Genomic DNA, 21,481 nt, shown 5'->3' with positions numbered 1-21,481 from the left:
TTTGATATGAAAAACGTTGTGAAAAACAACCGCACTTTTCTGTTCTAGTGCTGCAAGGTCTCGAAAATCTTTTCTGCCAGCGCTTTTGATATGCCGGGGACGGAGGCGATTTCGTCGAGGGTGGCATTTTTGACGCCTTGCAAGCCGCCGAGGTATTTGAGCAAGGCTTGGCGGCGTTTGGCGCCGACGCCTTCGATGCTTTCCAAGCCACTTTGGGTGAAATGTTGTTGGCGTTTTTTGCGGTGTCCACTGATGGCGTGATTGTGGCTTTCGTCGCGAATATGCTGGATCAAATGCAGTGCGAGGCTGTCCGCCGATAAATGCAATTCTTTGTCCCATTTGCTCAAAATCAAGGTTTCCAAACCGGCGCGACGATCCACGCCTTTGGCAACGCCGATTAAGTGCGGTCGGTTTTTGTTCCATTTTACGTTAAGGTTTTCGAACACCTGCAACGCGCGGTTGAGTTGTCCCTTGCCGCCGTCGATAAAAATAATATCGGGAATTTTGTCGTCTTCCAGATCTTTGTCGTAGCGTTTTAACAGGGCTTGTTCCATGGCGGCATAATCGTCGCCTTTGGTGATGCCGCTGATGTTGAAACGGCGATAGTCGGATTTCAACGGTCCGTCTTGGTTGAAAACTACGCAGGAGGCAATGGTTTGTTCGCCCATGGTGTGGCTGATGTCGAAACATTCCATGCGTTTGATGGCAGCGATGCTGAGTAATTCCTGCAGTGCGACGTAGCGATCGTGCTGTAATGTGGATTGTTTTAATTTGGTAACTAACGCCGCTTTGGCGTTCATTTGTGCCAGTTGCAAATATTTGCTTTTATCGCCTTTGGCATGATCCTGAATGCTGACTTTGCGTCCTGCTTGGTCGCTGAGCAGGGTTTCCAAATCGACTTTTTCGTCCAGTTTTTGATCCACGATAATAGTGTTCGGAATGGTTCTGCCTTGGTGCGCCTGCAAATAAAATTGCCCCACAAAGGTTTCCGTCAGTTCCGCCAGATTGGTATTGCTCGGCACTTTCGGGAAGTAGCTGCGATTGCCCAAAATCTTACCTTGACGAATAAACAAAACCTGCACGCAGGCCACGCCGAGTTGATAGGCGATGGCAATAATATCAATGTCGTCATGGCGATCGTTGGCGACAAATTGTTTTTCAATTACCGCCCGTACCGCCTGAATTTGATCGCGAATGCGCGCCGCTTCTTCAAAATTCAGTTGCTGACTTGCCTGTTCCATTTGCTTCACCAAATGATCCAGCACCTGTTGATCTTTTCCTTGTAAAAACAAGCGGGCGAAATTGACCTGCTGCGCATAGGCTTCATCGGTCACGTAGCCTTTCACACAAGGCGCCAGACAACGCCCAATTTGATACTGCAAACAGGGGCGCGAACGGTTGTTATACACGGAGTTTTCACACTGCCGAATGGGGAACAGTTTTTGCAATAAAGACAGGGTTTCGCGCACTGCACCGGCATTCGGATAAGGACCGAAATATTCCCCTTGGATTTTTTTCGAACCGCGATAAGCGGTAATGCGCGGGTGGGTTTCCTTGGTTAATAAAATGTACGGATAGGATTTATCGTCGCGCAACAGCACGTTATAGCGCGGCTGGTAGGTTTTGATGTAATTGTGCTCAAGGAGCAGGGCTTCGGTTTCCGATGTAGTAATGGTGGTTTCGATATGCTGAATTGACGCTACCAACGCTTCCGTTTTTTTGCTGCTTAACTGCTTGCGAAAATAACTGGATAAGCGTTTTTTCAGATCTTTCGCCTTGCCCACATAAATCACCGTGCTTTTATCGTCATACATACGATAAACGCCCGGTAAGTGCGGTACGTTGGCGAGGAATTTTTTGGCGTCGAAAGTCATAATGAGATTAATTAAATCGAGTTCTATAGTGAAATGATTTGAAGCATTATATTCGTCTAATCTTTAAAGAAAAAAGAAAATATCCCTCTTTAGCAAAGAGGAGTTAGGGGAGATTGGTCAATTTAGGTGCAAAATACGTTAACGGCATTTCTCCGATAAAATCGACCGCACTTTTTCCAGATCTTCGGCGGTGTCCACACCCACGGCAGGCACTTCTTTAGCGAGTTCTACATGGATTTTTTCGCCATGCCAAAGCACGCGTAATTGTTCCAGTTTTTCGATGTGTTCCAGCGCAGTCGGCTGCCACTGTACGTATTGTTTAATGAATCCGGCACGGTAAGCGTAAATGCCGATGTGACGTAAATATTCGGTATTCAGCCGTAACTTTGCCGCATCGTCTATTTGTGCAAATTGATCGCGATCCCAGGGAATCACGGCGCGGGAGAAATAAAGCACATAGCCGTTTTTGTTGGTCAGCACTTTTACCACATTGGGATTAAACAATTCTTCTGCGTCATCAATTTTTACCGCAAGGCTTGCCATGTTCACAGGGTATTTTGCCAGGTTTTCCGCCACTTGTTTCACGATGACGGGCGGAATGAGCGGTTCGTCGCCTTGAATGTTGACGATAATTTCATTGTCGGGCAGCGCCAGTTTTTCCACCACTTCCGCCAGGCGTTCCGTGCCGGAATTGTGGTTTTCGGCGGTCATGCACACTTCCGCCCCGAAATTTCTTGCGGCGGTTGCCACCAATTCGTTATCGGTGGCGATAATGACGCGGTCGGCACCGGATTGTTTGGCTTGTTCAAAAACGTGTTTAATCATCGGCTTGCCGGCAATGTCGGCTAAGGGTTTGCCCGGTAAGCGGCTGGAGGCGTAACGGGCGGGAATGATCACGGTGAATTGTGTCATATTAATTATCCTGTTCTTGATTTAACGGCTGCGCCTGTTCCGCCAGTAATACGGGAATGCCGTTCTTAATCGGGTAGGCGATTTTTTCAAAACGGCAGATTAAACGTTGATGTTGTTCATCGTATTTTAAACGTCCGTGACAGCTTGGGCATGCCACGATTTCTAATAATTTTCCATTCATTACGCTGCTCTCGATTTGTTGCTATTTTTCACCGCACTTTTGCACGATCTTTTGAATAAATTGTTGGGCTTTTTCGCCGTGAATTTCGGTCGTTACCGGCACATACCACCAGTTTTCCTGGGCAAATGCAAGGCATTTCACCGCGTCTTTTTCCGTCATTAAGAGCGGTTGATTTTTATCGAATTGGTTGAATAAATCCGCGCTGAAACGTTGGTGATCTTGAAATGCTTTGATGTCGCTTAAGATAATGCCCTGTTGTTGCAACATGGTAAAAAAACGCGGCGGATTGCCAATGCCGGCAATGGCGGTTGCCTGTGAGAATTCTTTTAACGGGTACTGTGCTTTGTTGACTAAATTGACGGCATACTGTGGTTGCAATGTCATCACCGCGTCGCTGTATTGGTTTTCCGCGCCATTAGTAACGACGAAATCGACAGATTTTAAACGGCTTGGCAACTCGCGCAACGGTCCGGCAGGCAATAAGAAACCGTTACCCAGACCACGTTGTGCGTCCATGATGACGACTTCGAGATCCCGTTGTAATTTGTAATGTTGCAAGCCGTCATCGCTGATGATGACATCGCATGGGGCGTGTTGTAGCAAACATTCAACGGCTTGTTGTCGGTTGGGTGAGATACAAACGGGCGCTTGGGTGCGGGTGGCGATCAACACGGGCTCATCGCCGGCTTCTACAGGATCGCTGGACGGCGTAACCAACAAAGGATAATGTTTGGCTTGGCTGCCGTAGCCCCGTGAAATCACGCCGACCTTTAAACCGCGTTTGCTGAGTTCCTGTACCAGCCAAATCACTGCCGGTGTTTTGCCGTTACCGCCGACGGAAAGATTGCCGACGATCACTACGGGAACCGGCGCACGATAGGATTTTAGCAAGTTAAAACGAAAGAGCGCACGACGAATGGCGGTAATTAGCCAAAATAACAAGGAGAAAGGGCAGAGTAGCCATGTGATCCACGAGCGGGAATACCAAAACTGCATACGTTCTCCTTGCCTTGGTTATTGACTGAATTGCATGCTGTGCAATTGTTTATAAGCACCACCTTGCTCCAACAATGTTTTGTGGTTGCCGCGTTCTTTAATTTGTCCGTGTTCGATGACTAAAATTTCATCGGCTTTTTCGATGGTGGATAAACGATGGGCGATCACCAAAACCGTGCGATCTTTTTGGATTTCTTCCAATGCCGCTTGAATCGCGCGTTCGGATTCCGTATCCAATGCCGAGGTGGCTTCATCTAAAATCAATACCGGCGAGTTACGCAACAAGGCGCGGGCGATGGCTAAACGCTGGCGTTGACCGCCGGATAAGCTGGCGCCGTTTTCGCCGATAACCGTATCCAGACCGTTTTCCAAATGCTCGATAAATTCCATGGCGTGCGCCGCTTTTGCCGCTTTGATGATTTCTTCACGACTGTATTTGTCTTTCGCCGCATAAGCGATGTTGTTGGCGATCGTGTCATTAAATAAATGCACTTGTTGGGAGACCGCCGCGCAGTTTTCGCGTAAATCGGACAGGCGATAATCCTGAATATTTACGCCGTCCAGCGTGATTTCACCTTGGTTTATATCATAAAAACGGGTGACTAAGTTGGCGATAGTGGATTTACCGGAGCCTGAACGCCCGACCAATGCCACGGTTTTGCCGTGCGGAATCTTGAAAGAAATATTGTCTAATGCGGGTTCGTCTTTCCCTTGGTAGCTAAAGGTCACATTTTTGAATTCAATGTCGCCTTTTACCTTGTCTGCTTTATACGTGCCGGTGTCTTTTTCCGTGTCCATATCCAAAATGCCGAACAGGGTTTGGCACGCCGCCATGCCGCGTTGGAATTGCGCATTCACGTTAGTTAAGGATTTTAGCGGGCGCATTAAGGCAAGCATGGAAGAGAAAACGACGGTAAATGTACCCGCACTTAAGTTCTGATCCATAATGGAGGGGAAAGTAGCTAGATAAAGTACGGCAGCCAGGGCGAAAGAGGCGATAATCTGTACCACAGGATCGGCAATGGCATCGGCGGCGGTCATTTTCATACCCTTACGGCGCATATCGTTACTTACACGGTTAAAGCGTTCTTCTTCAATGAATTGCCCACCGAAAGAAAGCACTACTTTATGTCCTTTTAACATTTGTTCCGTAGTCGAGGTCAGTTCTCCCATAGAATTTTGCATATTGCGACTTAGCTCACGGAATTTCTTGGAGACTATACGAATTAAAATACCGATAATCGGCCCGATAATAAATAAAACCAAGGAAAGCTGCCAGCTGGTGTAAAGCATGATACTGAGCAAGGAAAGCAAATATGCGCCTTCACGTACGATGGTAATGAGGGAACCGGAGGAGGCGCTGGCGATCATTTCAGAATCGTAAGTAATGCGGGAAAGTAAGCGACCGGAAGAGTTGCTGTCGAAAAAACTCACCGGCATGAACATTAAGTGTTTAAACAAACGGCGGCGCATGGTCATCACTACTTTGCCGGAGACCCATGCCAGACAGTAATTGGAAATAAAGCTGGAAATGCCGCGAAAGAGAATCAGCAGCACCACAAATACCGACATTTGTTTTAAAAAAGAAGCGTCAGCTTTGCCAAAACCATCATCCAATAAGGGTTTCAGTAAGAAAATTAAGCCGGAATCGGTTAACGCGTTTAATACTAACGCAACACCGGAAACGATCAAACCTGCTTTATACGGGCTAATCATAGGCCATAAACGTTTGAAGGTTTGCATGGTGGAAAGGTCTTGATCTTGCATAATAAATTTTCTGTCTTAGGTCAAAAAATAATGGCGCATTGTACCTTTATTTCGTGCTCAAGCCAATCAATCTGCGATACCAAGGCGAAAATTCAGCGCGCGCGGTCTGAATTTTGATCTCTTCATTGTAGAACAATAGACTGATTTGCCCGCTATATGCCGTATTATAAATTTGTGATCCTTGCTGTTGCAGGCGCGCCACCACGTCTTTATGGGGAAAATGCCATGGGTTCCAGCGTCCGCTGGAAATCAGCGCAATGTCCGGTTGAATATGTTGCACTAATGCCTGCCCCGTCGAGGTTTTGCTACCGTGATGCCCCACTTGTAACACATGGATTTTGCCAAGTTTCGGTAGGATCTTATATTCCACGCTAAGATCCGCATCGCCCGTCAGCAAAATATGGTGCGTGCCATCGGTTAATAAAAGCGTACAGGAATCCCGATTTTCCGCACGGGGCACGATATTCTCCGGTGATAGCACGGTAAAATGCAACCCCTGCCAATGCCATTGTTTACCGGCTTGACAAAAAGTGCGGTCATTTTTTTCGGTGTTTTGGGAACCATATCGCTTTTGTGAAGCGGTGGTCAGTTGAATATGGGGATACATTGCTAAAATATCTTTGGCACCACCTGCGTGATCGTTGTCGTCATGGCTTAATATCAGCCATTCCAAATCAATGCCTTGCCGTTGTAAATAAGGCAGAATTTCCAATTGTGCCATACTGCCGCCCTTCCAACTCGGGCCGGTATCGTAAAGCACGCCTTTGCCGTCTTTCACGATTAAAGTTGCCAACCCTTGCCCCACGTCCAAGGTTTCTAATTGCCAGTTCGGGCGTGAAATAGACTGAGAAATTAACGTCAGGCAACACAGGGCAATCAGCCCGCCGCCCACGCAATAAGCGCTTTTTCGTAACGGTAAACTTAAGGCGCGTTCCGGATTAAAATGAAATCCTTTAAAGCGGTGCTGCCTTGACAAGGCTAAAGTGGATGTTATCGGTTTGGTCGGTTTATAAATAACATAGAGCGCCACTAAAAAAAGAAAGGTTAAACATAGGGTTATCCATAAACTGTGCGGAATGGAAATTGCCAACCAGTCATCCTGCCAAGGCGTCAAAAGTGCGGTGATTTTTTCCGCCAAATCGTTGGCGAGCTGCCACGAATGCCACGCACCCTGGGTGACTACGGCAAATAACACCAACGGGACCAAAACGAAGCTATAAAGCGGCACGGCGATGACATTGGCGATAAAACTATTTAACGAAATGCCGTTAAAAAACAACAGCTGAATGGGCGTGAACAGCCAGAGCAGACCGAATTGCAAATGAAACAAGCCGAAAACATACCGCACTTTCCGCCACGGCGAATTGGCAAGGGAATGGCCGCGCCATTGCAATAGAGACAACGGAAAATACTGATACCAAACAATCAGACAGGTCACTGCGCCCACTGACAACCAAAAGCTGGTGGAAAGCAACATTAGCGGATCGATAAAAATCAGCAAGGCAATCACTCTTAACAAGAATTGCCATACCGTCCAATATCGTCGCCAATACTGAATCGCGTAGAGCATGGCTAACGCAATCATGGCGCGTAAAGTCGGAATAGCAAGCCCTGCCAGTTGGCTGTATAACAGCGCAAAAATGAATCCGCACAGAATCGGAAATGTCGGGCTGATGTAACGCGTCGGCAAGGCAAATTGCAGTAGACGCGCCAAGGTAAAACCCAGCATCATCGCCAGTCCGATATGCAGCCCTGAAATGGCAATTAAATGCGCCGTATTTGTTTTTTGATAAATTTGCCAAGTTTTTTGGTCTAAGCGGAAACGTTCGCCAAAACCGAGTGCCAGCAACAAGCCTTGTCAGGGTAAATTCTCCGTTTGTTGTAAGGCTTGATTGAGAGCGGTTTGGCGTAACGAAAAAACGTTTTCCAATTTGACCGCACTTTTAATCTCTGCCCAAGCGGTGATGTGCTTGCCGAAATACCATGGCTGGCGGTCAAAACCGTCAAAATTCAGGCGGGAAGAAAGCGGTCGCAAGCGTAAATTGCCTGCGTAACGTTCGCCGGGGTTGACTGGTTGCTTGAGTTTCCATTGCGCGTAAATACGTTGTTCGGGAAGATTTTCGGCGAGTTTGGCGCGAATAACCAGGGTTTGATAATGCTGCTGATGCAGAATTTCCTCGACGGTAAATTCGCGGTGAACGGTTTTCGGCAGATTGGCAAGATTATCCGCCTGGGTCAGTATGGAAATTGCCGATTGGTGGACGTAAGCGGACTGAATCATCAAGATCAGTAGCCACATTACTATTTGCTTGATTTTGTCCTGTCGCAGGGCATAAGCAAGCAACATGAGTGGACATAATAAGAGGAGTAAATAGCACGCCGTTTGCCACGATAATAAAAAGCGATCGGGCAAAAACAATAATGTTAAACCGCTAAAAATCAGGGCTATAGCCAACTTATCCAACGAAACGCTCACATTTTCAACCGCACTTTTCTCATCCGAAGGGCGGCTACTATGGAAGAAATGGGCGGGGTGTAAAACCGACGGAAGTGAATATTGGAAACTGAATCACAAAAATAAAATTTTTCATCAAAAAAGCTAGTAGATGTGTAAATTTTATTTGATAAATAGGATAAGTTCTGCTATTTATACGCCTTCAAAATTTGGGTCCGTTTTTTAATCGGTTTACTTTGGTAGTAACAATATTAAGCAACACTGGATTGTGGGGGCTTAGCAGTATGAAATGGATGAATTTTTTATTAGGAGATACAAATGAGTAAAGCGTCTTTGAGTTTATTAGCTTTAGCCGGTGTTGAGCCGTACAAAGAAAAGAAAGGCGAAGAATACATGAATGAGCGCCAAGTGCTGCATTTCAAGAAGATCCTTCAAGCCTGGCATGATCAAATTAGAGATGAAGCTTCTCGAACCGTTGCTCATATGCAGGACGAAGCGTCTAATTTCCCGGATCCATCCGACCGCGCCACACAGGAAGAAGAATTTAGCCTGGAGTTGCGTACCCGTGATCGTGAACGCAAATTAATGAAGAAAATCGAAAGCACCTTGAAAAAATTGGATACGGACGATTTCGGTTATTGCGAATCCTGTGGCGTAGAAATCGGTATTAAACGTTTAGAAGCGCGCCCAACCGCCGATCTTTGTATCGATTGCAAAACCCTGGCGGAAATTCGCGAAAAACAAATGGTGGGTTAATCCTGCTAATTCATTGATAAAAGTGCGGTCAAAAAACACATTATTTTTCGACCGCACTTTCACTTTATTTTTGTGATAAATGGAGATGTATTATCTTTACCTATATTAAAAATCTTTTGAGCAAGAAAACGAAGAACAAAACCTCCGCTCAAAATGAAGTTAAAGTCTCGCCTAAAAAACAATCCGTTATTGAATCTGAACCTGTAACAAGCAAGGCTCAAGGTTTTTCCCACAACAAAAAAAATACCCATAAAAAAGATTTCAAACACAGTATTAAAGCCTCAATGCACGGCATTGCGCCACGCATGATCAATCGCCATGCATTGACCGTGGTGGAAAAATTACAACGCCAAGGCTATGAAGCCTATGTGGTCGGCGGCTGTTTGCGCGATTTATTGTTAGGCAAAAAACCAAAAGATTTTGATGTGGCGACCAATGCCCGCCCGGAACAGATTCAGGCGGTTTTTCAGCGTCAATGCCGTTTGGTGGGACGACGTTTCCGCCTGGCACACGTGATGTTCGGACGTGAAATTATTGAAGTCGCCACTTTCCGCGCCGGTCACATGGAACATCATAATGAAAAACTCGCCAAACAAAGCGAAGAGGGAATGTTATTGCGCGACAACGTGTACGGCACTTTGGAGCAAGATGCGGAACGCCGCGATTTTAGTGTGAACGCGCTGTATTACAATCCGCAGGACAACACTCTGAGAGATTATTTCAACGGTATTGATGATTTAAAAAACGGCAAATTGCGTTTAATCGGTGATCCGGTGACCCGTTATCAGGAAGATCCGGTGCGGATGTTACGTTCCATTCGTTTTATGGCGAAGCTGGAAATGTTTTTGGATAAACCGAGCGAAGCGCCTATTAAAGAATTGTCACATTTATTAAAAAATATCCCGCCGGCACGCTTATTTGAAGAAAGCTTGAAATTGTTACAGGGCGGAAGCGGTGTAAAAACCTATCGCTTATTGCGCCAATACGGCTTGTTTGAACAACTGTTTCCGCTACTACAAAATTACTTCACGGAGCGTGAAGACAGCATGGCGGAGAAAATGATTCTGCGTGCGCTAACCTCCACCGATGAACGTGTCGCCGATAAATTGCCGATTAATCCGGCATTCTTATTTGCCGCGTTTTTTTGGTATCCGTTACGTGAACGGGTGGAAATGCTAAAAAATGAAGGCGGCTTGAATAATTACGATGCCTATGCGTTGGCGTCTAATGATTTGTTGGATGTGTTGTGCAATGCCTTAGCCATTCCGCGCCGTCATACCGCAGTGATTCGCGACATTTGGTCGTTGCAGCTGCAATTTTTGAAACGCACACCAAAATCCGTGCAACGTGTTATGGAGCAATCGAAATTCCGCGCAGGGTTTGATTTATTGGTGATGCGTGCGGAAATTGAGGGCGGGGAAGCTGTGGAATTATCCGCGTGGTGGCACGAATACCAATTCAGCAACGATAGCCAACGGCAGGATCTGGTTAAAGAATTACCAAGCCAGCCGAAAAAACGCAAATATCATCGTCGTAAACGTAGCTCCGCTACGAAAAACACGAATAAGGCTACCTATGAATAAGGTGTATGTCGCTTTAGGCAGTAATTTGGCGGATCCGCAAGCACAACTGGTCGCCGCATTACGGGCGATGAATCAATTGCCTGACAGCCGTCTGATTAGCGTCAGTTCTTTTTATCAAAGCAAACCTCTCGGTCCGCAAGATCAGCCTGATTATGCCAACGCCGTCGCTTGCCTGGAAACGGCGCTTTCTCCCTTCGCATTGCTTGATGAATTACAACGTATTGAACAGGAACAAGGGCGTGTCCGTCTTCGTCGTTGGGGTGAGCGCACATTAGATTTGGATATTTTGCTTTACGCCGAGCAAACCATTCAGTCGGAACGTCTGACTGTTCCCCATTATGATATGCACAATCGTGAATTTGTAATTATCCCGTTGGCGGAAATCGCACCGTCGTTTTCCTTGCCGAACGGGCAATCCATCAGGGAGTTAATGCAAAATTTTACCCATCATCAAATGGTGATTGTGAAAGAGAAGGGCGAGGTTGTGTTTTAAAAAAGTGCGGTCAGTTTAAAAAAAGTTTTTTAAATCCACCGCACTTTACTCTTTGCATGGATTGGGTTTCTTACTTGTGCTTATGTTCGTGATGTTCGCCGACTAAGGTAACTAAAATCACCGTATCTTCCGTTGCTTCCCCTTGAATAAAATGCTTGCCGTCAAAATTCAACACTTGACCCACACGGATGTCATGTTTTTCCGTGTCGTCAAGCAATACGCTAATCTTTCCGTTAAGAACGGTAAAAATGACGCTTTCGCCCTCATGGTTATGGCGTTTTAATTGCTCACCTTTTTTCAATGCTTTTTTTACCACGGTAAACTGATTGCCTTGCAAAATATTGCCAAAGCCTTCTTTTACCGTACCGATGTCCGCATTGGCGTTAAGTGTGATACCGAGACCTAATGCCATGCCCAGCATGAATTTTTTCATAAGCCATCCTTTTGCTAATTGATAAATTGCCTATTCTTTGCTCAAAGCTTGTTTATTCTGAAAGGTTAATAGTAGGTTTGTCAATGAGAATAGTTATCATATTTTAATATAAAGTGCGGTCGTTTTTTTCCGCGTTTTACATTTATTGACAGGTCGGGTGCAGCAACTCCGGGCGATCTTTAAAATATACGGAATCGTGGTGGTACTATTTTCCACTCCAAATAAAGCCGATAATTAAAAATTGTTTTTTCATATTGTGAGTTCAATAAAATAAAGGCTTCCAAATGAAAGCCTTTATTTTTGCACTTAAAGTGCGGTCATTTTTTCAAACGTTTTTAATGACGTTTTATTGTGTCGCTTGGATTGCGGTTAAGGCAATGGTGTACACAATGTCGTCAACTAGCGCGCCACGGGATAAATCGTTCACCGGTTTGCGCATACCCTGTAGCATCGGACCGATGGAAACGAGGTCGGCGGAACGTTGAACCGCTTTGTAGGTGGTGTTACCGGTATTCAAATCCGGGAAGATGAAGACGGTGGCTTGACCGGCAACCGGTGAGTTAGGTGCTTTAGAGCGAGCCACGTCTTCCATCACCGCAGCGTCATATTGTAACGGACCGTCGATGAGTAAATCAGGGCGTTTGTCCTTCGCAATGCGGGTGGCTTCTTTCACTTTTTCTACGTCAGCACCGCTGCCTGATGTGCCGGTGGAGTAGGAAATCATTGCCACTTTCGGATCGATACCGAAGGATTTTGCCGATTCGGCAGATTGAATGGCGATTTCCGCCAATTGTTCTGCCGTCGGATCCGGGTTCACTGCGCAGTCGCCATAGACCAATACTTGATCCGGTAGCAACATGAAGAAGATGGAAGAAATAATGGAGCTGCCCGGTGCGGTTTTGATGATTTGCATTGGCGGGCGAATGGTGTTGGCGGTGGTGTGTACGGCGCCGGATACCAAACCGTCCACTTCGTTGGCTTCCAACATCATGGTGCCGAGCACAACATTGTCTTCCAATTGTTCACGTGCCATGGTTTCGGTCATGCCTTTGGCTTTGCGTAGCTCAACCAAACGTGCCACATAGTTTTCACGCACGCTCGCCGGGTCGATAACGGTAATGCCTTTCACCAATTTAACGCCTTGAGATTCCGCCACGCGTTGTACGTCTTCCGGTTTGGCTAACAGCACACATTCTGCGATACCGCGTTCGGCACATAAAATCGCCGCTTTAATGGTGCGCGGTTCATCACCTTCCGGTAAGACGATGCGTTTTTGGGCGGCGCGGGCTAATTCGGTTAATTGGAAACGGAATGCCGGCGGGGATAAGCGACGTAAACGGCTCGAGGCTTCCACTAAGCCGTTGACAAACGCCGTATCTAATTTTTCACCGGTGTAACGTTTGATGTTTTCGATACGTTCTTTATCATCAACTGGCACTTCAAGATTGAAATTTTGCAGGCTTAGGGCGGTTTGCCAGGTGTTGCCTTCAATACGGAATACCGGTAATTTTTTGCTTTCAAACACGTGTTGGCAAAGCTTTTTGATCTGCGGATCCAATTTGTAGCCGCCGGTTAACAATAAACCGCCGATTTCAATGTCATTAGACACGGCAAGCGCCGCCGCGACGATGACATCAGGCCGGTCTGCAGAAACTACTAATAAGCTGCCGGCACGGAAATGTTCCACCATGTTCGGCAGGCTTCTGGCGCAGAAGGTAATGCCGCGAATCCGACGATTAACATCGCCCTCATTCATAATCGCTGCGCCTAAATGCTTGATTAAATCAATAGCACGGGTGGCGATCAGATCGGCATTCCAAGGAATGCAGGCTAATAGTTTAATCGTGCTTTGGGCGAAAAGTCTGACAAGTTCGGATTCGCTATTATGGCTGTGTTGGAAGGAATCGAAAATTTCGCTTAAATCAGGGCGTGTTCTGCCGGATTCGTCAACCGGTGCGTTGAATTTGTTGACGATCACACCAAGGAGATTCTTATTGCCTTTACCGCCGAATAATGAAGCAGCCGCTTCGACGCGCTCTTTTAATTGTGTCGGAGTTTCCGTTGATGGGGCGGCGACCAATACGATTTCTGCATCAAGGGCTTGGGCGATTTCGTAGTTAATGCTGTTGGCAAAGGTATGTTTACGGGTTGGAATCAAGCCTTCCACGATCACGATTTCGTTGTTTTTCGCCAGCTTTTGGCGATTCTCAACAATTTTTTCCAATAACACATCGGATTGATTTTGACCGATTAAGGATTCCGCCACGCTTAACATAAACGGTTCGGCAGTTTCTAAAGCGGTGCTGGTACGCACGATGGAGGTGGTGCGGTCGATAACATCCTCACCGGTGTTCGGTTGGGAAATTGGTTTCATAAAGCCGACTTTGGCGCCTTTTTGTTCAAGGGCATTGATTAAACCGAGGCTTACACTGGTTAAACCTACGCCAGTGCTAATCGGAATGAGAATAATAGTACGGGACATAATTTACCTTTATTTTGTGTGAGTAAAAAAGAAACTGCCGATTTAATCGGCAGTTTGTTTGATTAATGTTCAAATACAAAGACGTGCAGTATCTTGTGCGATAACGAGCTCTTCGTTGGTTGGAATTACTATAGCGATAGGAGTGTTATCGGCCGTGATGATACCTTCTTTACCGAAACGGGCGGCAAGATTTTTCTCTTGATCCAGTTTGTAACCGAATAATTTTAAGTGATCCAAGGTGATTTCACGCACATGGGCGGAGTTTTCACCGATACCGCCGGTAAACACGATAGCATCCAAACGTTCACCGATTACCGCCATATAAGAGCCGATGTATTTGGCTAAACGATAGCAATAGACACCTAATGCGCGTTTTGCCGGGATTTCTTTCTCATAATTATCTTCTGCATAACGACAGTCACTGGTCACTTCCGTTAAGCCTAATAAACCGGATTTCTTAGTTAACGTATCGTTAATTTCTTTCACGGACATACCCAAAGTATCGTGCATATAGAAAATAATAGCAGGGTCGATGTCGCCGGAACGGGTACCCATCACTAAACCTTCCAATGGCGTTAAACCCATTGAGGTGTCGATACATTTGCCGTGACGGATTGCCGATACGGAACCGCCGTTACCTAAATGACAAGTGATCACGTTGATTTTATCTTCCGGCACACCTAACCGTTTTGCTGCTTCACGGCTGACATAATAGTGGCTGGTACCATGCGCACCGTAGCGACGAACGCCATGTTCGCGGTATAAAGAGTACGGTAATGCGTATAGGAATGCTTCTTCCGGCATGGTTTGATGGAAGGCGGTATCGAATACCACGACATTTTTATCTTTCAGGTGCGGGAATAATTTGAAAGCCTCTCTGATCCCGATTAAATGTGCCGGGTTGTGCAGCGGTGCGAATTGAATTGCTTCTTCAATGCCTTTGACCACTTCATCGGTCACAATAACGGAAGAAGTGAATTTTTCGCCGCCGTGTACGATACGATGACCGATGGCTACAACGCCTTTTTGTAATTCAGGATCAAGAGAGAAAATTTTATTAACAATGAAATTTAATGCTTCGGCGTGAGCGGTACCGGCACCTAAATCTGCCTGCCCTTTTTCACCGTGCAATTTCCATTTAATACGGGCTTCAGGTAAATAAAACGCTTCGGCTAAGCCGGATAATTTTTCTTCGCCTGTTGCAGGATTAAGAATTGAGAATTTTAATGAGGAACTACCACAATTGAGAATTAGGACTAATTTTTCAGACATAAACGACCTATACTGGTTTGAGTTAAACAAAATCCGTTCAAATAACGAACGGGTAATAGAAGGTTAAACCGCCATAGGATACACCTTTCACCATACAAAATAAATTCTCAACAGCAAAAAACACGACATTAATCGAAAAATTTGGTGATTTTGGTGAACGTTAAATTTCGTGATTCACGTTCTGAGCTAAGATACCGGGGGGATTATAAAAAATAGCGGCTTTATGTTATGGTGAGCGTCAAGTTAAAAAGAAGGATAAGGTAGTACATGAGTTTTTTCAGCACTCTAAAAAGCGGTCAGCAATATTTGAAAACCTGGCCGTTAGAACCTAAACTCGGTGCGATTTTTCCGGAAAATCGTGTCATCAAAACCACATTATTTGCCCAAAAATTCATGCCGTTCTTGGCAGTGTTTTCTATTGTATGGCAACAATTTTATGCGCAAAGTGACGGGATTGCATTGGCGGTAGCGGTTCTGACAGCGTTATTTGCGTTATTTTTACCTATGCAAGGCATTTACTGGTTGGGTAAGCGCGCCAAAACACCGTTACCACCAAAAAGTGCGGTCGGTTTTCAGCGCGTTTATGAGGCACTGAAAGAAAAACAGGCAGCGTTGCCGATATGTCCCGAAAAGCCGACTTACTTTGATTTAGCGGTGTTGTTAAAACAGGCACAACAAAAATTAGGACGGGATTTCTGGCAGGATCTTTAAGCCTCGAATTTTCCATATTTATAAATATAACAATGAGATAGTAACGTCCTTTGGATCATTTGATCAAAAGGGCGCTTTTTTGAGCGCATAATTTTTTTGCGCAAATGTTTTCGTTTTTTGCTAGAATAGCGCCCATTGCAAATGAAAATATCTTTTTTCAACGCACAGAGATGATTTAATGATTGATTACATTATTATCGGCATTATTGTTTTTTCCATTATTGTCAGTTTATTGCGCGGCTTTGTCCGCGAAGTCATGTCACTAGCCAGCTGGATCGTGGCATTTTTAATTGCAAGCAATTTTTATATGTATCTTGCCGGACTCTTAACATCAATTGAGTCCGTTTATATTCGTAACGGCACGGCTATCGGTATTTTATTTATCGCTTCACTCATTGTCGGCGCCATTGTCAATTATGTCTTAGGGCAACTGGTAGATCGTACCGGGTTAAGCGGCACGGATCGTGTGCTCGGCGCCTGTTTCGGCTTATTACGCGGGGTTTTGATTGTCGCCGCTATGTTGTTTTTCTTAGATACATTTACCAGTTCAAATCAAACCGATTGGTGGAAAGAATCTAAATTAATACCGCACTTTCGTTTCGTGGTGGATTGGTTCTTCCAACAATTACAAGCCAATTCCGGTTTTTTAAATTCAACCCTGAATTTGGAGCAGATTGCCAATCCGGCAACAAATGCAGTTCCGGTTTCAACTACAAACTAGTCTATTTGGTTGGGATCAGATGAATATCCCTTGGAACGGGATTTATTTGAACGTTGGCGGGGGTAGGTGTTTAAAGTGCGGTGGGTTTTAAAAACGTTTTTAAAACCCACCGCACTTTTCATTTATATTGGTTACATCGGGGCTTACCCTTTACGTTTAGCGTTCACTTTTTTCAGCAATTTCTGAATGTCTTGATCGGCAAAAATTGCGTCGGTGTTTTGCGTTAAACGGCGGCGCCAGTTGGCGTATTGCATACTGGTGCCCGGAATGTTGACCGGTTCGGTCATACCCAGCCAGTCTTCCGGTTGGAAGCCGAACAGGGCGCTGCCCACATCGGCGACATAAGATTGCAGCTGATGAACAAATTTTTTGTTCACATCGGAAGACAAGGTTTCGTCGATACCGGCGTCCACGTCAATGTCATGTTCTTTCAAGCGTTGCAGGATACCCGCTTTTGCTTTCACGCGACCATTTTTCAGAATTTCCAGAATTTGCGGGTTCGGATACACGCCGTATTTTTGCCCCAACTCAAAATCATAACCGCGCCAATAACCGTTAATGGTCGGCAGATCGTGGGTGCTTAGGGTGGTCATCGCTTGGTACGGATAGTCCTGCAGGTCGCGACTTTGTCCCTGTTTATCGAATTCAAAATAGAATATTTTGTAAGACAAAATGCCGGCATTTTTGAGTTTGCTGACGATTTCTTTCGGCACGGTGCCTAAATCTTCACCGATAATCACGCAGCGACGACGTTGGCTTTCGAGGGCGAGAATGGCGATCAAATCATCGACCGGATAACGCACATAGGCGCCGTTGGCCGCGCTGTCGCCTTTCGGGATCCACCACAAACGCAACAACGACATAATGTGATCGATACGCAATGCGCCGCAATGATTCATATTGGCGCGTACCAAGTCGATAAACGGCTGATAAGCGCGTTGTTTCAGAATGTGCGGATTCATCGGCGTTAAGCCCCAGTTTTGTCCTTGCGGACATAACACATCGGGCGGCGCGCCCACGGACGCCCGCAGACAATACAATTCCTTATCGCTCCAGGTTTCCGAACCGCTGCCGGTGACGCCCACCGCTAAATCGCGGTACATACCGATGGTCATTTGTTGCGCTTTGCATAAGGCATCGCATTCGGCAAGTTGTTGGTCGGCGCAGAATTGCAACCAGGCATAAAATTCGATTTTCTCACCATATTGACGACGGAATTGGGCGACGACCTCGGAATGATAATCCTGGAATTCCGGCGCCCAGAAATCCCAGCCCCATTGCTCGCGATAACGGGCGCTTAAATGGGCGTGCAGCGCATCAAAAGTGGCTTGCACCTGTAAACTTTCGCCGCCGTTGCGCACGAAATTGGCAAAAGCTTGTTGGGAAAGTGCGGTCGGATTTTCTTTAAATTCGGCAAAGGCAAAATGCAGCCCCTTCAATTTCAACGCCATCACCTCGGCGTAATCAATCCATTCGGCGGCGCGTAAGGCGTTCAATTTTTCCTGCACTTCCGCCGAATTAAACCAGCGTTTTGCCTCCGCGCTTTGTTGAAATTCCGGCAGTTGATCGATGTTGATGTAAATAATGTTCAGCCATTTGCGCGAAGACGGGCTATACGGGCTGGCACCATCGGGATTTCCCGGAAACAGAGCATGAATTGGGTTTAAGCCTAAAAAATCCGCTTGGTACGGCGCAAGCCCGCGAATAAATTCTTGCAAATCACCGAAATCGCCCACACCCCAGTTGCGCGCCGATTTCAGAGTGTAAAGCTGAATAAAGCTGCCCCAGAGTTTTTTCTGTTCGGCAAATGCTTCCGGTTCATAACAACGCTGCGGCGCAACGATAAGGCGGCAATGCACTTCTTCTTTTCCACCATGCAACACCAAATCGTGATACCCCAACGGCAAATCGCGCGGCAGGGTTATGCTATTTTTTTTCACTTTGCCTTCAAGGATGCCGGCACCATCTTCCAGGTGAAGCTGCCATTTGCCCTGCCATGAGCGGGTGGCATCGGAAACATTTAACAATAAAAAGTGCGGTTGATTTTGATGGAGAATTTTCACCGGCGGCAGCGGGTGAGTACGGCTGGTTACATGACCTTCAAAAGTGGAAAGCAAGGCTTTTTTAATAGCAAGTGGCGCGCGAATTTTCAGCCCTCGTTCGTCAAAAAAGTAGGGCATGATGCCCGCTTGGTCGAAGCGTTTTTCTTTAATAGACATAGTGATTCCTTAAAGGATTGTCTGATTCCGGTTGTGTGTTGATTAGCGGTGGTCGGGAGACGCTCGCCATCAGTGGATTTTATCGTTCACTAAAAAGTGCGGTCATTTTTTCAGCCAGATTCGTTGTTGATAATCGCGGATGGAACGATCGGAGCTGAACATGCCTAAACGCGCGGTATTTAAAATGGCGCTGCGTAACCAGGCATCCTGATCCAAATAGGCTTCGCCGATTTTTTGCTGCGCGTTGACATAGCTGTCGAAATCCGCAAGTACAAGGAACGGATCATGCTTCAACAGGCTGTCCAGCATCAGTTTAAACATCTGTTTGTCGCCGTGGCAGACCTTGCCTTTGGTTAAGAAATCCATGGCGCTTTTTAACACCGGATTGCGTTTGTAGTAATCGCGCGGTTTGTAGCCTTTCGCCAATAACTCGCGCACGCTTTCCACGGTGTGACCGAAAATAAACACGTTTTCTTCGCCTACCATTTCGGCGATTTCCACATTCGCGCCGTCCAATGTGCCTAAGGTCAATGCACCGTTGAGCGCCAGCTTCATGTTGCCGGTGCCGGAGGCTTCTTTACCCGCCATGGAAATTTGCTCGGATACGTCCGCCGCCGGAATGATTTTTTCCGCCAGGCTGACGCGGTAATCCGGCAGGAACGCCACTTGCAGGCGATCTTTCATGGCTTTGTCGTTATTGATGACCTCCGCCACGTTGTTGATGGCGTGAATGATATTTTTCGCCAGATAATAGCCCGGCGCCGCTTTACCGGCAAACACGAACACGCGCGGGGTGTAATCCTGATTCGGATTGGCTTTCAGCGATTGGTATGTAGCGATAATGTTTAACAGATTCAGATGCTGGCGTTTATATTCGTGGAAACGCTTAATTTGAATATCGAAAATCGCATCGGTATTCACGGTGAAGCCTAAAGTGCGTTGAATTTCATCGGCTAACACCACTTTATTGTGATGTTTAATGGCGCGATATTCCTCACGGAACGCCGCATCGTCCACAAATTTTTCCACGCCTTTGAGCAACTCCAGATCTTTCGCCCAGTCTTTTCTCAGGGTTTTATCCAACAGCGCGCTTAATTTCGGGTTGGCTTGTTGGATCCAGCGGCGCGGTGTAATACCGTTGGTGACGTTGCAGAATTTGGTCGGGAACAGTTTGTGGTATTCCGGGAACAAATCACTGACCACCAAATCCGAGTGAATTTGCGCCACGCCGTTGACTTTGAAACAGGTCACTACGCACAGATTCGCCATACGCACGCGGTAGTCGAACAGAATCGCCAATTTTTCCCACACTTTCGGATCCGCACCGAATTTCGACCGCACTTTTTCGTGGAAGAGGTTATTGATTTTTTCCACAATTTGGAAATGGCGCGGCAGTAATTGTTTGAATAAACGTTGATCCCATTGTTCCAGGGCCTCCGGCAATAAGGTGTGGTTGGTGTAAGCGAAGGTGTGGGAACAGATCTTCCAGGCGTCGTCCCAGCTGAGATCATGCTCATCCAACAACACGCGCATTAATTCCGGAATGGCGAGAGTCGGGTGGGTGTCATTCAGTTGAATCACTTGATATTTGGCGAAGTCTTTCAACGCATGACCTTCGGCAAAATGACGCGCCAGAATATCAGCGACGGAGCAGGCGCAGTGGAAATATTGCTGCATTAAGCGCAATTTTTGTCCCGCTTTGTGGTTGTCGTTCGGGTAGAGCACCTGAGTAAGTGCGGTGGCATTGACGATCGTTTTATCCGCGTTAAGGAATTTACCGTCGTTGAACAACGCCAAATCGAATGATTGTTCGCTGTCTGCCTGCCATAAACGTAGCGGTTGGATGACATCATTCTTATAGCCGACGATCGGCAAATCAAAGGCTTTGCCTTGAATGATGAGTTTCGGCTCCCAAGCGTATTTGTCGCCTTTAATCGGCGTGATTTTACCACCGAAGCCGATATTTTGTGTTTTGGACGGGTTATAACGGTGCCATGGGTAGCTGTTGCGCGACCACAGATCGGCGCTTTCTTTTTGCATACCGTCTTCAAAGGATTGTTTAAATAAACCGTATTGATAATGCAAGCCGTAGCCGGTGGCATTTTGTCCGAGCGCCGCCATAGAGTCTAAAAAGCACGCCGCCAAGCGCCCTAAACCGCCGTTACCTAATGCGGGATCCCGCTCCTGTTCCAATACATCCAGCAGTTCCACATCGTATTTTGCTAAATAGGTTTTGATGTCGTCGTAGTAACCGAGATTCATCAAATTATTGCCGGTGATTCTACCGATTAAAAATTCCATGGAAAGATAATTCACATGGCGACCGTTTTTTTTCGCGGCAGGTTTGCCATAAGCCAGTTCGAGAGTGCCTTCGGCAATCACGCGATACCATTGGTCGAGGGCGAATTGTTGCGGTGATTGCACATCAAAATAACGGCAATATTTTTTGACAATCGCATCAAATGCGTTGTCATAGGTTCGTTGTTTAGGCATAAAAGGGGCTCCTGATTAATTTATTTCGTGGTTTTATTATGTTTAATCAAAGTAAAAGGAAATCCTCCCTGCTATAATCTTGCCGGTATGACAACAAGGAAGTAATTCGTTAGACTAGGTAGGAGAAATCCTC

General features: G+C 46.3%; 15 protein-coding genes and 1 pseudogene. 5 read left to right on the top strand and 11 right to left on the bottom strand.

The features are described 5' to 3' along the window. Positions 1-44: 44 nt before the first annotated feature. From uvrC to A3CS_RS01000000110855, 6 genes and pseudogenes are all read right to left on the bottom strand, one after another. Complete coding sequence (gene uvrC, locus A3CS_RS0104095) at positions 45-1,874, bottom strand: excinuclease ABC subunit UvrC (RefSeq protein ID WP_005588948.1); 1,830 nt, start codon at positions 1,872-1,874, stop codon at positions 45-47. A gap of 138 nt (positions 1,875-2,012) precedes the next feature. Continuing rightward, the gene (gene kdsB, locus A3CS_RS0104090) at positions 2,013-2,786 is read right to left on the bottom strand and encodes a 3-deoxy-manno-octulosonate cytidylyltransferase (protein WP_005546526.1); all 774 of its coding nucleotides are present in this window, start codon (positions 2,784-2,786) and stop codon (positions 2,013-2,015) included. A gap of 1 nt (position 2,787) precedes the next feature. Continuing rightward, the gene (locus tag A3CS_RS0104085; protein ID WP_005546524.1) at positions 2,788-2,967 is read right to left on the bottom strand and encodes a Trm112 family protein; all 180 of its coding nucleotides are present in this window, start codon (positions 2,965-2,967) and stop codon (positions 2,788-2,790) included. A gap of 21 nt (positions 2,968-2,988) precedes the next feature. Continuing rightward, the gene (lpxK, locus tag A3CS_RS0104080) at positions 2,989-3,963 is read right to left on the bottom strand and encodes a tetraacyldisaccharide 4'-kinase (RefSeq protein ID WP_005546522.1); all 975 of its coding nucleotides are present in this window, start codon (positions 3,961-3,963) and stop codon (positions 2,989-2,991) included. Positions 3,964-3,981: 18 nt separating this feature from the next. After that, positions 3,982-5,730, bottom strand: a complete 1,749-nt coding sequence (msbA, locus tag A3CS_RS0104075) for a lipid A ABC transporter ATP-binding protein/permease MsbA (protein WP_005546521.1) — start codon at positions 5,728-5,730, stop codon at positions 3,982-3,984. A gap of 46 nt (positions 5,731-5,776) precedes the next feature. Next, a pseudogene (locus tag A3CS_RS01000000110855) lies at positions 5,777-8,206 on the bottom strand (DNA internalization-related competence protein ComEC/Rec2). Between the two features lie 297 nt (positions 8,207-8,503). On the opposite strand from A3CS_RS01000000110855, the gene dksA reads away from it, so the two are divergent. The 3 genes from dksA to folK all read left to right on the top strand — a co-directional run bounded on the left by dksA (position 8,504) and on the right by folK (position 11,017). Next, positions 8,504-8,941 carry an RNA polymerase-binding protein DksA gene (gene dksA / locus A3CS_RS0104065; protein WP_005542366.1) on the top strand — a complete coding sequence of 146 codons (438 nt, stop codon included), beginning with the start codon at positions 8,504-8,506 and terminating at the stop codon, positions 8,939-8,941. A gap of 116 nt (positions 8,942-9,057) precedes the next feature. Further along, positions 9,058-10,524 (top strand): polynucleotide adenylyltransferase PcnB, encoded by a 1,467-nt coding sequence (gene pcnB / locus A3CS_RS0104060; protein WP_019518259.1) that lies wholly within the window; start codon positions 9,058-9,060, stop codon positions 10,522-10,524. Next, entirely contained in the window at positions 10,517-11,017 is a 501-nt protein-coding gene (gene folK / locus A3CS_RS0104055) for a 2-amino-4-hydroxy-6-hydroxymethyldihydropteridine diphosphokinase (RefSeq protein ID WP_005550118.1), read from the top strand. The genes pcnB and folK overlap by 8 nt, the downstream gene beginning before the upstream one ends. 70 nt (positions 11,018-11,087) lie before the next feature. On the opposite strand, the gene A3CS_RS0104050 is transcribed toward folK, so the two are convergent. The 3 genes from A3CS_RS0104050 to A3CS_RS0104040 all read right to left on the bottom strand — a co-directional run bounded on the left by A3CS_RS0104050 (position 11,088) and on the right by A3CS_RS0104040 (position 15,204). Then, positions 11,088-11,450 carry a cupin domain-containing protein gene (locus A3CS_RS0104050; RefSeq protein ID WP_005542369.1) on the bottom strand — a complete coding sequence of 121 codons (363 nt, stop codon included), beginning with the start codon at positions 11,448-11,450 and terminating at the stop codon, positions 11,088-11,090. Positions 11,451-11,796: 346 nt separating this feature from the next. Next, positions 11,797-13,932, bottom strand: coding sequence for a phosphate acetyltransferase (gene pta / locus A3CS_RS0104045; protein ID WP_019518258.1), 2,136 nt, complete (start codon positions 13,930-13,932; stop codon positions 11,797-11,799). A 69-nt stretch (positions 13,933-14,001) separates the two neighbouring features. Further along, positions 14,002-15,204, bottom strand: a complete 1,203-nt coding sequence (locus tag A3CS_RS0104040; protein ID WP_019518257.1) for an acetate kinase — start codon at positions 15,202-15,204, stop codon at positions 14,002-14,004. A 267-nt stretch (positions 15,205-15,471) separates the two neighbouring features. On the opposite strand from A3CS_RS0104040, the gene yfbV reads away from it, so the two are divergent. Further along, positions 15,472-15,915: a terminus macrodomain insulation protein YfbV gene (gene yfbV / locus A3CS_RS0104035; protein ID WP_005542372.1), complete on the top strand. Its 444-nt coding sequence runs from the start codon at positions 15,472-15,474 to the stop codon at positions 15,913-15,915. 178 nt (positions 15,916-16,093) lie between these two features. Next, complete coding sequence (locus A3CS_RS0104030) at positions 16,094-16,636, top strand: CvpA family protein (RefSeq protein WP_005542375.1); 543 nt, start codon at positions 16,094-16,096, stop codon at positions 16,634-16,636. Positions 16,637-16,779: 143 nt separating this feature from the next. On the opposite strand, the gene malQ is transcribed toward A3CS_RS0104030, so the two are convergent. Then, entirely contained in the window at positions 16,780-18,855 is a 2,076-nt protein-coding gene (gene malQ / locus A3CS_RS0104025; RefSeq protein WP_005546510.1) for a 4-alpha-glucanotransferase, read from the bottom strand. Between the two features lie 102 nt (positions 18,856-18,957). After that, a complete protein-coding gene (malP, locus tag A3CS_RS0104020) occupies positions 18,958-21,348 on the bottom strand; it encodes a maltodextrin phosphorylase (protein ID WP_012820980.1) in 2,391 nt (796 codons plus the stop codon). Positions 21,349-21,481 lie beyond the last annotated feature (133 nt).

The organism is Aggregatibacter actinomycetemcomitans DSM 8324 (assembly GCF_000372365.1).
Taxonomy (GTDB): Bacteria; Pseudomonadota; Gammaproteobacteria; order Enterobacterales; family Pasteurellaceae; genus Aggregatibacter; species Aggregatibacter actinomycetemcomitans.
Note: the sequence above shows the minus strand (reverse complement) of the source record. Positions and strands in the feature narration are given on the sequence as shown.